We start from the raw sequence: 12,807 nt of genomic DNA on the forward strand, positions 1-12,807 counted from the left end.
ATGGGCGATTCTAACCCGGCGTGAGACTAAGCCCAGTTTTCTACCGCCAGCCCCTTGAAGGGCGCGAAGGCGCGCACGTTGTCGGTCACGAGCACGAGCTCGTTCATTTGCGCGATGGCGGCGATTTGACCATCGGCAAATGGCATTGGTGTGCCTAGCTCCCGCAGGCGCGCTTGCTCGATCGCGTGCAGTTTCGCCGCCAGATCATCATAGGGCAGTATCTCGAAGGTATTGATCACATCCGCGAGGTAGGCTTGCACAGCGTCGCGACGCTTCCCCGCTGGCAGGCACCTGCAGCCGAATTGCAGCTCATGCCAAACCGGCGCAGCGATCGCGCACTCGTCCGCGATCGTTGCGAGCTTCCGCATGACGCTGGGTGAAGGCGCTTTCATCATGGGCTGCGACACTACATTGGTGTCCAGCAAGTAGCGCAGCACGGCGCCGACTCAAAATTCGACTTTGCGTCCGGGGCTCCGATCGCGGAGCTTGCGAGCAAAATCCTGCTCCAAGCCTACTTCCGCGAGCGAATATTTCTTCAGGAATTTCTGATAGGCATCCTGAAATGTCGTGCGCTTGTTGTGCAGGCGTCGATATTCGGCGACTGAGATCATGACTGCGACTCCTTTGCCTCTGCGAGTTAATTCGACGGTCACGCCTGCCTCCACCTGCTCGAGAGGGTGGGCAGGTTGGCTCGGGCTTCGGCGATGGAATAGCCTTGCTCCATTCGCCGAATGTGCATCTAGATGTACATTAAATCAATCCGCATCCTGCAGCCGTTACTCCGGCGGTCGCGCGCGTAGAAAGCGAGCGAAGCGCGGAATGCCGCGGGCAGTCAGGCTGTGGTAGCTGTACGTGATCGAGCTGCCGAGAGGCGGTGGGTGACGGCGCTGCTCGTCGGTGAAGCCGGTGCCGATACGGAATTCGATGCCATCGACGGTGCGTACGAGCAGTGAGCCGAGCATGCCGAGATATTTGCCTTGGCCGGGCAGGTGCGCGATGACTCGTGCTTCGGCGTCTTGATAAGGTTTGAATTTCAACAGGTCGTCGTTGCGCTCGGCGCGATAGAGCGAATCTTCCTTGTGCAGCATCAGCCCCTCGCCGCCGGCCGCGGCGATGGTCTCCAATTGATGATGGAGTGCGGCGTCATCTGTAACGCGTGATTGTGTTGCTTCTCGTAGCCAGTCGATGTGAGTCGACGCGAGCAAAGATCGAAGCGTCTCGAGCCGCGCGCTGAAAATTCCACCGTGCGCTGGCAGATCGAAGACCATGAAGCGGATGTGACGCCAGGCGCTGTCGTCGGGATCGAGATCGCGAACGGTTGCGGTGACTTGCTCGAATCGCCCTCGGCCTGCCCAAAGTTCGCCATCGAGCGGTTCGGTGGGCCAATCGCGCGTGAACCATTCTGGGGCATGAATCGTATTGCCAGCGCGCGTGACCAGGTGAGTGCCGTCCCAATACGCGCGGACGCCGTCGTATTTCTCGCTGACCCAGTAGCGCGACAGGTCTACGTCCGCATCGTCATAGTCGTTGGCGAGTAAGAGCGGCGGCGGAGCTGCTTGCGCGAGAGCCGGTGCGACGAGCGTAGCTCCTGCGATGAGTGCAGCTGCCAGTTTGTGTGCGGCGTCCATGCCGCTATGTAAGCACCAAGGGCAGCGCCAAAAGCCTCGCATTTCCGGCTCACTCGCCACAAATTACCGATATGCGCGCAGCCTTACTCTGGTATGGACGCCGGTCCTGCCCAGCACAGCCCCCAACCGAAAAGCACTGAGATTCAAGCTCCGGCGCCCGCGATCGGCGGTAGTATCGGATTTGGTTGCCGGCTTCCGGCCGGCGCAGGAGGATGCATGAATCAGCAGCACGACCTGGTGATGCCAGTCACCGCGATCGATCACTCGCGCGGGCCCGCGCACGCGCCGGTCACCGTTGTCGAGTACGGCGATTTCGAATGTCCGACGTGCAAGCAGGCCGCGCCCTCGCTGAAGCTGTTGCTGAGCCGCTTTCCCGAGCAGGTACGGATCGTGTTCCGCCACTTCCCGCTCGAAGAGGTCCATCCGCACGCACTTTGTGCCGCGGAGGCCTCAGAGGTGGCGTCCGCGCAGGGCAAGTTCTGGGAGATGCACGACCTGCTGTTCGTCAATCAACTGCACCTGAAGTCCAATCAATTGCAGCACTATGCCGAGCAGCTGAATCTCGACATGGCGCGCTACACCGCCGAGATGGACGACGAGATCTACCGCCAGCGCATTCGCGAGCACATCGATGGCGGCCGGCGCAGCGGGGTACGTGGCACGCCCGGGATCTTCGTGAACGGCCAGATTCACGACGTGTCCGCCGGCATGCAGTCGCTGTTCGACAAAGTGGCCGCGCTCCTCGCCAAGTAACACGGTGCGGCCATGCCAAACGAGCTGTATGAAAAGCGCGCGGAGCAGATGTTTCCAAAGCTCACGAAGGCGCAGATCGCGCGCCTCGAGCCGCACGGCGTGCATCTGCCGACCACCAAAGGATTGGTATTGATCGAGCCGGGCGATCACGAGCGCAAGATGATCGTCGTGCTCGCCGGCAGCCTGAAGGTGACGGTGCCTGGCGTCGATGAGCAAGTGATCAGGCCGCTCGTCCCGGGGGACTTCGCTGGCGAGATGAGCACGCTGCGAGGCACGCCCGGGTTCGCGCGGGTCGAAGTGAGTGAAGCGGGCGAGGTGCTGGTCGTCACCGACAGCGATCTGCGCGTCGTCGTGCAAACAGATGCGGAACTCAGCGAGATCTTCATGCGCGCGTTCATCCTGCGCCGGATGGGATTGATCTCCTCGCCGAACAGCGCGATGACGCTGATTGGCTCGCGTTACTGCGGTCACACGTTGATGCTGCGCGAGTTCCTGGCCCGCAATGCGCATCCGCATTTTTATCTCGATGCCGAAGTGGATGCGGAAGCGGCGGGATTGTTGGAACGCGCCGGACTCACTGCGGGGGATGTTCCTGCGGTCATCGGTCGCGGGCGCGCCTTGCGCAAGGCGAGCTTGCGGCAGTTGGCGGAGTTCCTGGAGATCAATCCGGAAATCGATCCCGAGGCGATTCACGACGTGCTGGTCGTGGGCGCCGGCCCCGCTGGCCTGGCCGGTGCGGTGTATGCCGCGTCGGAAGGGCTGGACGTGCGGGTGATCGACAGCTTCGCTCCCGGCGGCCAGGCCGGCACCAGCTCACGCATCGAAAATTATCTGGGATTTCCAACGGGCATTACCGGCCAGGCACTGGCTGGTCGCGCGTTGGTGCAGTCACAGAAATTCGGCGCCAGGTTTCACGTCGCATGCGATGCCGTGGCGTTGCATTGCGACAGCTGGCCGTATCGGGTCGAGATGGCCGATGGCCGCATCGCGCGAGCTCGCACTGTGCTCATCGCGACGGGTGCGCAGTATCGCAAACCCGATCTGCCGAACCTGGATAAATATGCCGGTGTGGGCTTGTACTACGCGGCCACGCACCTGGAAGGCAAGATGTGCCAGAACGAGGAAATCATCGTGGTCGGCGGCGGCAACTCCGCAGGCCAGGCGGCGGTGTTTCTAGCAGGCGGCTGCCGGCACGTGCACATCCTGGTGCGTTCGGAAGGGCTTGCCGAGACGATGTCTCACTATCTGATCCGGCGTATTCAAGAGTCGCCCAATATCACTTTGCACACGCGCACGCAGATCGTCAGTCTGGAAGGCGAGCACGAGCTGGAGCATGTGACGTGGACCGACGCACGCACGGGCGAGCAGGAGCGGCGGCCCATCCGGCACGTGTTTCTAATGACAGGCGCCGCGCCGAACACCGAATGGCTGAAGGACTGCGTGAACCTCGATGACAAGGGGTTCGTGCGCACCGGCGCCGACCTGAGCAAGGACGAGCTGACGGCGGCGCGCTGGCCGTTGAGCCGCGCGCCGTACATCATGGAAACGAGCTTGCCCGGCGTGTTCGCCGTTGGCGATGTGCGCTCCGGCAGCGTAAAGCGTGTTGCTTCAGGTGTCGGTGAGGGCTCGATCTGCGTGCAGTTCGTGCACCGGGTGCTGAGGGAGCTGCCGGCCGTGTTCGGCTAGAACCAGTTGTAGTTGAAACTGATGCTGATGCGCTCGCCGACGACCGGATTCGCCGGCACCTCGTGGCGGAGCCAGCTCTCGAAGAGCACGACCTTGCCCGCTTCGGCGGGCACTACCGACCAGGCACGATTCGCCGGGCTCGCATCGGCCCGCCGCGGTGGCGCGGCCATGAATTTTTCCAGGCGCGGATCTTCGAACTTCAGGCCGGCACAACCTTTGGGAGTCTGCACGTAGTACGTGCCGCTGATGGTCGAGAGTGGGTGCAAGTGCATGCTGTGCGCGACCTGCTGCGGCATGATGTTCACCCAGCAGTCCGTCATTGCCAGCTCGCGACCGGTCATGTCGAGCTCGAGCGTTTTCACGAACGCGCTCACGTGCCGTCGCAGATATTTCTCCAGCTGCTGGAAGGTCGGCGACACCTGCTGCATGCGGTGCGCCGAGTGATACGACGTGTAACCGCCGGGATAGTTTTTCTCCGACCATTTCTGGCCGGCTTCATCGTCGAGCTGCAGTTGCAGACACTCGCGCAACAGTTGCTTGTTGAACTTGCGCCAATCGCTCCGCTGCAGCGGAGCGCTGTAAATATAGGTGGGAAAAAGGGTTTGAATCGGCATGGGCCGGGATTCTACCCGATGGGGTACCATGCCGGCCCATGAAAGCCATGATCGTCCCCGTCACGCCGTTTCAGCAGAACTGTTCCATCATCTGGGACGAGCACAGCAAGCGCGCGGCCGTCGTGGACCCGGGCGGAGATCTGGATCGGGTGTTGGCGGAAGTGGATCGCGAAGGCTTGCAGCTGGAGAAGATTCTGCTGACGCACGGCCACCTGGATCATGCGGCGGCGACGGCGGAGCTGGCGAAGCTGCGCAACCTGACGATCGAAGGGCCGCATCGGGACGATCAATTCTGGATCGAGCAGTTGCCCGAGGCGACACAGCGTTTCGGCTTTCCTCAGGCCGAGGTGTTTACGCCGGATCGCTGGCTGGAGCAGGGCGATCAGGTCACGGTTGGCGATGAGACGCTCGAGGTGCGGCATTGCCCCGGTCATACGCCCGGCCACGTGATCTTCTTTCATGCCAGACAGAAATTCGCCTGGGTCGGCGATGTAATTTTCGCCGGTTCGATCGGCCGCTCGGATTTTCCTCGCGGCGATCACGACACACTGGTCAAATCGATCCGCGAGAACCTCTTTCCGCTCGGCGACGACGTGCGCTTCGTCCCGGGCCACGGGCCGCTGTCCACGTTCGGGCAGGAACGCCAGACCAATCCGTTCGTGGCCGATCGCCGTTTCCGTTGATGGCTCGGGTTGAAATCGACGACAACATGGAAGCAGGCCCCCAACCCGGAGTGGGTTCGAAATTTTCGGTATCCTTACGGTTCGCCCAGTCCCGCGGGATGATTCAGGAGTCCGTGTGAAGCTCACCGTTCAAAAGAAACTCTGGCCGTTGCGCGAGCCTTTCGTCATCGCGCGCGGTTCGTACACGACCAGCGACGTCATCATCGTCGAATTGCAGGATGGGCCGCACTTGGGCCGCGGCGAAGCGGCGGGCGTCGATTATCACGGCGAAACGCCGGACTCGATGCTGGCGCAACTGGAGGCCGTTCGCAGCAAGATCGAAGCGGGTATCACGCGCGCCGAGTTGTTGAAATTGTTGCCCATCGGTGGCGCTCGCAACGCCGTGGATGCCGCGCTGTGGGACCTGGAAGCGAAGCGCACGGGGCGCCGCGCGTGGGATCTGGCGGGTGTCGGCAACACTCGCGAGATCGCGAGCGCCATGACCATCGGCATTCGTTCCATAGAAGGGTACGAGAAAGCCGCTCGCGGTCTGACGCACTATCGCTGGATCAAGGTCAAGGTGAACAAAGAGGACCCTCTGGCATGCGTCGCCGCGGTGCGCCGGGGTGCTCCGAATTCCCGTCTGATCGTCGATGCGAACCAGGCGTGGGACGTGCCGACGCTGTACTCCCTGGGCCCCAAGCTTGCGGAGTTGCGTGTGGACTTGCTGGAACAGCCGGTGAAAGTGGGGGGCGATGACGATCTCGTCGTCGGTCGCTCGCCGATTCCGGTGTGCGCAGATGAATCGATCGACACCATCGACGATCTGCCGCGCTTGAAGAGCCGCTATGAGTTCGTGAATATCAAGCTCGACAAGACCGGTGGACTGACGGCCGCGCTGGAGCTTGCAAACGCAGCCCGCGCTGAGGGCTTGCGATTGATGGTCGGCTGCATGGTCACCGGCTCTGTCGGCATGGCCCCAGGCATGGTGCTCGCGCAGTTGTGTGAAGTCGTGGATCTCGACGGTCCGCTGTTGCAGGCCGAAGATTGGGCGAATCCGATTCAGTACGACCGCACCGGTGTGATGTCCTGGCCGACACCGGCGCTGTGGGGTTAGCGGGGCTTCAGTAACGGCAGCTGTCAGGGCGATGGCGAGGGAGCGAAATGCTGAGAAAAATAATCGACGTCGCGGTGGCCGCGCTCTTGTTGCAATCGGCGAGCGGCGTGGCGTCAGCCGCGCCCGATGCTGTTTACTTCAATGCGAACGTGTGGACGGGCGATCCTCAGCAGCCGAAAGCTGAAGCGATCGCCATCGATGACGGCAGCATTGTCGCCGTCGGCAGCACCGCCGAGGTCCGCAAGCTCGCGGACGCAAAGACCCGCGCCATCGATCTGCAGGGTGCGTTCGTGGTGCCTGGCTTCATCGACAACCACGTGCATTTCATCAACGGGGGTATGGCGCTCGCGCAGGTCGATCTGCGTGACGCTGCGACTCGCGCGGAGTTCACGCAGCGAATCGCGCAAGCCGCGGCGAAAACGCCGAAGGGTCAATGGGTCAAGGATGGCAATTGGGATCACGAGCTGTGGGGCGGCGAGTTGCCGACGCGCGATTGGATCGATAAGGACACGGCCACTACGCCGGTGTTCATTTCGCGCCTCGATGGCCACATGGCGCTGGCGAACTCGCTGGTGCTGAAGCTCGCGGGCATCGACGAGAAAACCCCCGATCCCGAAGGCGGCACCATCGTTCGCGATAGGAATGGTCGGCCGACCGGCGTTCTGAAAGACAACGCGATGAACCTGGTCTCCAAGGCGATTCCGCCGCTTTCGGATCAGGAACTGGCGGCAGGGCTGGAGAGTGCAATGGAGCACGCCGTGGCTCGCGGAGTGACGCAGGTGCACGACATGGGCGGCATCGAAGACTGGCGAGTGATCGAGCTGTATCGACGCGCCAGGGCGAGCGACAAACTGCGCCTGCGCATTTATTCCTTTGCGCCGCTGGCCGATTGGCAGAAGGCAGCCGAATACAAGAAGCGCAACGGCTCGGGCGATGCGTGGCTGCGTTGGGGCGGATTGAAGGGTTTTGTCGACGGCTCGCTCGGCTCGACCACCGCCTGGTTTCACAAGCCTTATGACGATGCACCGAACACTACCGGCCTGACGATGGTGGATCCCGAGCAACTGCGCGCGGCGATCACGGCTGCCAACCAGGCGGGTCTGCACGTCGCAGTGCATGCGATCGGCGACCGCGCGAACGATTGGCTGCTCGACGCGTTCGAGAAAGTGGAGCAGGTTGGGCCGAAGAAGGATTGGCGCTTCCGCATCGAGCACGCTCAGCACCTCACGCCGGCCGCCATCGAACGATTCGGGCCGCTGGGCGTGGTTCCGTCCATGCAGCCCGCACACGCGATCGACGATGGTCGCTGGGCGGAGAAGCGCATCGGTGCAGAACGGCTCAAGGGCACTTATGCGTTTCGTTCTCTGATCGGCTCCGGCGCGCATCTCACATTCGGATCCGACTGGCCGGTGGCGCCGCTCGATCCGCTGACGGGTATTTATGCGGCCGTCACGCGGCGCACGGCCGACGGCGCAAATCCGAATGGCTGGCTGCCGCAGCAGAAGATCACTGTTGCGGAGGCGCTGCGCGCATACACGGCCGAAAACGCTTGGGCAGGATTTCAGGAAGGCAAGGTCGGCGTGTTGAAGCAGGGCGCCCTGGCCGATTTTGCCGTGCTGTCGAAGGATTTGTTTGCCGTGCCGGCGACGCAGATCATCAACGTGAAGGTCGTGCGCACCGTGGTCGGTGGGCGCGAAATGTACCTCGCGCGCTAGCTCAACTGCTCAACGGCGCGCAAGGCGTCTTCTAACTTGCGCGTCCAGGTCTCGACCCCGTCAGGATCGTCAATCAGATCGTTGCGGATCTCGATGAGCACGGCCGGATTGTCCAGCTGGTCGCCGTACACGACCAACGCATAGTCGGCATCGGCGCTCACGCCATAAGGAACATTGGCGCCGACGTTGAGCAGCGGATCCCGGCTGAGTTGAGCGATCAGGGCCTGTCCGAGTAACGCAGCTTTGTCGAACAACACGCCCGCGTGCCACGCACGGTGCTGCCCCAGGTAAACGGGCGTGAAGCTGTGGACCGCAATCAGCACGTTGCGACGGCCGTCGGCGCTGCGCGTTTCGAGGTGCTGGCGGAGACGATCCTGAAAAGGATGAAACATCAACCGGCGACGCCGTTCCTTCTCCGCCGCATCCAGCGAGAGGTTTCCAGGAATGGCCGTGGCTTCCGAGCGCAGTGGGATGCTGTCGGCTACGTGCAGCGGACGGTTCAGATCGATCAGCAGTCTGGAATAGCCGCCGAGGAACGCCGACGCATCGAGGCGCTTCGATAAAGCACGTGTGACATCGGCCGCGCCGATGTCCCAGGCGATATGACGGGTCAGTTCTCTGTCGTCCAGTCCGAGTTTGTTGTACTCCGCTGGGATATGATTGGAGGCGTGCTCGCAGATCAGCACGAACGGCGAGCGGCCCCGCTCATTGAGGACATCAACGGCGGCGGGCCAGTCATTCGTGGCGTCTTGGAACAGCATCGATAAACCATCTCTCGAGCAACCGGGCGGCGATAGTGCCACATATGCAACATATGCAACGCGCAATGGCTTGCGCGAGGCGCTGGCGCTGACCAAAGTAGGTGCAGCGGAAGTGTGGAATATGCGCCAATGCGTACCCCGGCAATTCTGTCCGGGAATGCGTAAGACCCCTTGGAGTCAGCATGGACGAACGCGCCCTAGCCCCCGTTGTGCCTTCCGAATTCGTCGGCGCCGGCGAAAGTTCAACAGCAACCGCTGCGAAAGAAGTTGCGCTGACCCGGGCGGGGGCGTTGCGTCTGGATGCCATCGATCTGTTGCGCGGCCTGGTGATCGTGTTGATGGTGCTCGATCATGTTCGTGATTACGTGCATGCGCCGGCAATGGTTTTCAACCCGACCGATCTGACTCAGACCAGTCCGCTGCTGTTCATGACGCGTTGGGTTACCCACCTGTGCGCGCCCACATTCGTGTTCCTTGCCGGTGTCTCGATCTTCATGCAGCGGGCCAACGGCAAAGAGCCGGCGGCGCTGAGCCGATTCCTGCTCACGCGCGGGCTGTGGTTGATCGTGCTCGAGTTCACCATCATCGGCTTCGGCTTCAATTGGGGCCCACCGCTCGCGTTCGCGCAGGTGATCTGGGCAATCGGCGCCGGCATGGTGCTGATGTCGTTGGTTGTGAGATTGCCGGCGGCCGCGGTGCTCGGCCTGGGTGGGGCGATTGTTGTCGGCCATCAGTTCGTGGCGTCGGCGATCGACGCGGCGCAGTTGGGCGCCTGGACGCAGGCGTGGTTCCTCACCATGCAGCCGGGGCCGACCTTGTTTCTTCGCGGCTTCGTTCCCTATCCGGTGATCCCGTGGTTCGGTGTCATGTGCCTGGGCTACGGACTCGGATTCATCTTCCGGCAGGAGCCAGAGCAGCGACGCCGCAACGTGCTGCTGCTGGCGCTGAGCTTGCTCGCCGCGTTCGTGGTCCTGCGTGCGGTCAATGGCTACGGCGATCCGGCGCCCTGGTCGGTGCAGTCGAGCGCGGTCATGACGGTGCTGTCGTTCATCAACGTGTCGAAGTATCCACCGTCGCTAATGTATGTGCTGGTCACGCTCGGCGTCTCGATGCTGCTGTTTCTCGCCCTCGATAGATTGACGGGGCGGTTGCATAGATTCCTGCTGGCGTTCGGTCGCACCTCGTTGTTCACGTATGTGTTGCACATTTATCTGGCGCACAGCGTCGCCTTGCTGATCGGTGTGCTCGGCGGACTGTCGGTGTCGTACTACTTCGATTTTCTGTCGCGCTTCGGAGGCGCCCCGACCGGGCAGGGCTACGAGCTCCCCGTCGTCTACGCGACCTGGCTCGCCGTAGTGCTGATGCTCTATCCGCTGTCGTCGTGGTTTGCTCGTGTAAAGCGGGAGCGGCGCGACTGGTGGCTCAGTTATCTGTAAGGGCGTGTAACTTCTCCGTCGGCCCGCACCGACTGCGCGCCAGATACTTCGCAGGAACTCCGCGGGGCTCCACTCATTGAACTGCCAAAGGCAGAATTCAATCGATGGAGCAGAGGAGCGAGTCATGCCTACTTCGAGCGGACACACCAAAGCGATTCGAGCCAAGAAGGTCATCGGCACTGCGGTGAAGGATCCGGCTGGCAGGAAGATCGGCGAGATCGAGGACGTGGTGCTGGACAAGACGTCCAACAACATCATGTTCGCCGCCGTCAGCTTCGGCGGTTTGCTCGGCGTGAATGAGAAGTACCATCCCATTCCGTGGAGCATGTTGAAGTACGAAGAGGACGAGAGCGGCTACGTGGTGAACATCACCAAGGAACAGTTACAGGCTGCGCCGGCGGATTCGCTGTCGGAATTGACCAAGGACGATGGCCGGGCTTATCGGGATCGAGCCTTCGACTACTACCGTTCACCCCGCTACTGGGAATAGTTTTCTCCCATTCGGGTTTGCGACCGCAAGGTCAGAAGCAGTGTAAGAGTCTGAAGGCACGATGACTGACGATTGATAGCGAATCGTCAGAAGCGCGAGCGACCCCCAAGACTGAGGGTCGCTCGTTTTTTTTGCCTGCCGGTCTGCAATGAATACGTATGCAGGCTGTCGAGATCGACGGGGTGCTGAAGGTAATCTCTGCGCGTCCGAGAACAGTGGGGATGCGAGCCGATGTCAGTACCGCCGTGGTGGCGTGGCGCGGTGATCTATGAGATCTATCCGCGCAGCTTCGTCGATAGCAACGGCGATGGGGTCGGCGATCTGCCAGGCATCGTCCAGCGTCTCGACTATGTCGCCGAGCTCGGGGTCGATGCGATCTGGATCGCGCCGTTCTTTCGGTCGCCGATGGCGGATTTCGGATACGACGTGGCGGACTATCGCGCCGTCGATCCCTTGTTCGGCGCCATGGCCGATTTCGATGAGTTGCTGAGCCGGGCGCATCGCCTGGGCCTGAAGGTGATGATCGACCAGGTGCTCAGTCACACCTCGATCGAGCACGAATGGTTTCGCGAGAGCCGGCAGAGCCGCGACAATCCCAAGGCCGATTGGTATGTGTGGGCCGATCCCAAGCCCGATGGCACGCCGCCCAACAACTGGCTGTCGATCTTCGGCGGCGTCGCGTGGCGTTGGGAGCCGCGCCGGCGCCAGTACTACCTCCACAATTTCCTGTCGTCGCAGCCGGATCTGAATTTTCATCAGCCCGAGCTGCGCCGCGCCGTCCTGGACAACGTGCGCTTCTGGCTGGACAAGGGCGTCGATGGGCTGCGGCTCGATGCCATCAATTTTTGTTTCCACGACCGCGCGCTGCGTGACAATCCACCGAAGCCGGTGCACGAGCGCACCACGCGCGGCTTCAGCCCGGAGAATCCGTACGCCTATCAATACCATCGCTACGACAACACGCAGCCGGAGAACCTGCAATTTCTCGGCGAGCTGCGCGCCTTGCTCGATGAGTATCCGCACGCGGTGACCTTGGCGGAAATTTCCTCCGAGGATTCGATCGCGACCACCGCTGAGTACACGACCGCCGATCGCTTGCACATGGGCTACAGCTTCGAACTGTTGTCCGAAGAATATTCGGCGCGGCACATTCGATCGGTGGTCGAAGGCTTCGAAGCCAGGCTCACCGATGGCTGGCCCTGTTGGGCGTTCTCGAATCACGACGTGCGCCGTGTAGTGACCCGCTGGGGCGGCGAGCGTCCTTCGAGGTATCTGGCGAATCAACTGATCGCGCTGTTGTGTTCGCTACGCGGCTCGGTCTGCATGTATCAGGGCGAGGAGCTGGGATTGAGCGAAGCCAGTGTGCCATTCGAATCGTTGCGCGATCCGTACGGGATCGCGTTCTGGCCGAACTTCAAAGGGCGCGACGGTTGTCGTACGCCGATGCCATGGAACGGCGGCGAACACGCGGGCTTCAGCACGGCGCGGCCGTGGTTGCCCGTGGCGGCCGAGCATCGGAACTGCAATGTTGAAGCGCAGCTCGCCGACAGGCACTCGACATTGAACGCGACTCGCGGTTTCTTGCAATGGCGTCGTCGTCACCCGGCGCTGCGCTGGGGCGATATCAAGTTCATCGATGTGCCCGAGCCGTTGCTGGCATTCACGCGAACCCAGGGAGATTCACGCATCTTCGCGGTTTTCAATCTGTCGCCTGAAGCGGTGCAGACCGCCGTGCAGCTACCGGCAGGGACGGAGCAAGTCGAGAGCGTTGGCGTTCTGACGGGCGAGTTGCATGACGAGCGCCTGACGTTGCCGGGGCACGGCGTCGTATTCGCTCGGGTTCCGTCATGAATACGTATGCATAGCGTTGTTCCGCAGTAGTCGCGGACCTACGATCGCAAAAAATGACCAGCACCTTGGCGAGCAGGATTATTTCAAGCCGGCG

At 62.0% G+C, this 12,807-nt stretch carries 12 protein-coding genes and 1 pseudogene; 8 read left to right on the top strand and 5 right to left on the bottom strand.

Annotated features, from left to right (window positions below; genetic code table 11):
* Positions 1-26 precede the first annotated feature (26 nt).
* The 3 genes and pseudogenes from EK373_RS10190 to EK373_RS10200 all read right to left on the bottom strand — a co-directional run bounded on the left by EK373_RS10190 (position 27) and on the right by EK373_RS10200 (position 1,628).
* Positions 27-437 (bottom strand): type II toxin-antitoxin system VapC family toxin, encoded by a 411-nt coding sequence (locus EK373_RS10190; RefSeq protein ID WP_129642555.1) that lies wholly within the window; start codon positions 435-437, stop codon positions 27-29.
* Between the two features lie 9 nt (positions 438-446).
* Positions 447-674, bottom strand: a pseudogene (locus tag EK373_RS10195) (type II toxin-antitoxin system Phd/YefM family antitoxin); the annotation flags it as partial.
* A 102-nt stretch (positions 675-776) separates the two neighbouring features.
* On the bottom strand, positions 777-1,628 hold the full coding sequence (locus tag EK373_RS10200) for a DNA ligase (RefSeq protein WP_129642557.1): 852 nt from the start codon (positions 1,626-1,628) through the stop codon (positions 777-779).
* 216 nt (positions 1,629-1,844) lie between these two features.
* On the opposite strand from EK373_RS10200, the gene EK373_RS10205 reads away from it, so the two are divergent.
* Both EK373_RS10205 and EK373_RS10210 read left to right on the top strand, forming a co-directional pair.
* A complete protein-coding gene (locus tag EK373_RS10205) occupies positions 1,845-2,381 on the top strand; it encodes a DsbA family protein (protein ID WP_129642558.1) in 537 nt (178 codons plus the stop codon).
* Positions 2,382-2,393: 12 nt separating this feature from the next.
* Complete coding sequence (locus EK373_RS10210; protein WP_129642559.1) at positions 2,394-4,067, top strand: FAD-dependent oxidoreductase; 1,674 nt, start codon at positions 2,394-2,396, stop codon at positions 4,065-4,067.
* On the opposite strand, the gene EK373_RS10215 is transcribed toward EK373_RS10210, so the two are convergent.
* On the bottom strand, positions 4,064-4,681 hold the full coding sequence (locus EK373_RS10215; protein ID WP_129642560.1) for a TIGR02466 family protein: 618 nt from the start codon (positions 4,679-4,681) through the stop codon (positions 4,064-4,066). The two genes, EK373_RS10210 and EK373_RS10215, sit on opposite strands and share 4 nt — an antisense overlap.
* Positions 4,682-4,719: 38 nt before the next feature.
* Here EK373_RS10215 and EK373_RS10220 point away from each other — a divergent pair, with 38 nt between their 5' ends.
* From EK373_RS10220 to EK373_RS10230, 3 genes are all read left to right on the top strand, one after another.
* Positions 4,720-5,364, top strand: a complete 645-nt coding sequence (locus EK373_RS10220) for an MBL fold metallo-hydrolase (RefSeq protein ID WP_129642561.1) — start codon at positions 4,720-4,722, stop codon at positions 5,362-5,364.
* 115 nt (positions 5,365-5,479) lie between these two features.
* Positions 5,480-6,460 carry an N-acetyl-D-Glu racemase DgcA gene (dgcA, locus tag EK373_RS10225; protein ID WP_129642562.1) on the top strand — a complete coding sequence of 327 codons (981 nt, stop codon included), beginning with the start codon at positions 5,480-5,482 and terminating at the stop codon, positions 6,458-6,460.
* 47 nt (positions 6,461-6,507) lie between these two features.
* Positions 6,508-8,175 (top strand): amidohydrolase, encoded by a 1,668-nt coding sequence (locus EK373_RS10230; RefSeq protein WP_129642563.1) that lies wholly within the window; start codon positions 6,508-6,510, stop codon positions 8,173-8,175.
* Here the strand turns inward: EK373_RS10230 and EK373_RS10235 are convergent.
* The gene (locus EK373_RS10235; protein ID WP_129642564.1) at positions 8,172-8,936 is read right to left on the bottom strand and encodes an N-formylglutamate amidohydrolase; all 765 of its coding nucleotides are present in this window, start codon (positions 8,934-8,936) and stop codon (positions 8,172-8,174) included. The genes EK373_RS10230 and EK373_RS10235 overlap by 4 nt on opposite strands.
* Before the next feature lie 182 nt (positions 8,937-9,118).
* Here EK373_RS10235 and EK373_RS10240 point away from each other — a divergent pair, with 182 nt between their 5' ends.
* The 3 genes from EK373_RS10240 (at position 9,119) to EK373_RS10250 (ending at position 12,713) form a co-directional block, all read left to right on the top strand.
* Entirely contained in the window at positions 9,119-10,372 is a 1,254-nt protein-coding gene (locus EK373_RS10240) for a DUF1624 domain-containing protein (protein ID WP_129642565.1), read from the top strand.
* Positions 10,373-10,496: 124 nt separating this feature from the next.
* On the top strand, positions 10,497-10,862 hold the full coding sequence (locus EK373_RS10245) for a PRC-barrel domain-containing protein (RefSeq protein ID WP_129642566.1): 366 nt from the start codon (positions 10,497-10,499) through the stop codon (positions 10,860-10,862).
* 231 nt (positions 10,863-11,093) lie between these two features.
* A complete protein-coding gene (locus EK373_RS10250) occupies positions 11,094-12,713 on the top strand; it encodes an alpha-glucosidase (protein WP_129642567.1) in 1,620 nt (539 codons plus the stop codon).
* The last annotated feature ends 94 nt before the right edge of the window (positions 12,714-12,807 follow it).

This window comes from Peristeroidobacter agariperforans, from assembly GCF_004138335.1.
Lineage (GTDB): Bacteria > Pseudomonadota > Gammaproteobacteria > Steroidobacterales > Steroidobacteraceae > Steroidobacter > Steroidobacter agariperforans.

What these genes read in the sequence shown, in the direction of transcription:
- EK373_RS10210 (WP_129642559.1), top strand. Translation starts at nt 2,394, where the DNA reads ATGCCAAACGAGCTGTATGAAAAGCGCGCGGAGCAGATGTTTCCAAAG.
- EK373_RS10200 (WP_129642557.1), bottom strand. Translation starts at nt 1,628, where the DNA reads ATGGACGCCGCACACAAACTGGCAGCTGCACTCATCGCAGGAGCTACG.
- EK373_RS10245 (WP_129642566.1), top strand. Translation starts at nt 10,497, where the DNA reads ATGCCTACTTCGAGCGGACACACCAAAGCGATTCGAGCCAAGAAGGTC.
- EK373_RS10240 (WP_129642565.1), top strand. Translation starts at nt 9,119, where the DNA reads ATGGACGAACGCGCCCTAGCCCCCGTTGTGCCTTCCGAATTCGTCGGC.
- EK373_RS10235 (WP_129642564.1), bottom strand. Translation starts at nt 8,936, where the DNA reads ATGCTGTTCCAAGACGCCACGAATGACTGGCCCGCCGCCGTTGATGTC.
- EK373_RS10215 (WP_129642560.1), bottom strand. Translation starts at nt 4,681, where the DNA reads ATGCCGATTCAAACCCTTTTTCCCACCTATATTTACAGCGCTCCGCTG.
- EK373_RS10220 (WP_129642561.1), top strand. Translation starts at nt 4,720, where the DNA reads ATGAAAGCCATGATCGTCCCCGTCACGCCGTTTCAGCAGAACTGTTCC.
- EK373_RS10250 (WP_129642567.1), top strand. Translation starts at nt 11,094, where the DNA reads ATGTCAGTACCGCCGTGGTGGCGTGGCGCGGTGATCTATGAGATCTAT.
- EK373_RS10205 (WP_129642558.1), top strand. Translation starts at nt 1,845, where the DNA reads ATGAATCAGCAGCACGACCTGGTGATGCCAGTCACCGCGATCGATCAC.
- EK373_RS10230 (WP_129642563.1), top strand. Translation starts at nt 6,508, where the DNA reads ATGCTGAGAAAAATAATCGACGTCGCGGTGGCCGCGCTCTTGTTGCAA.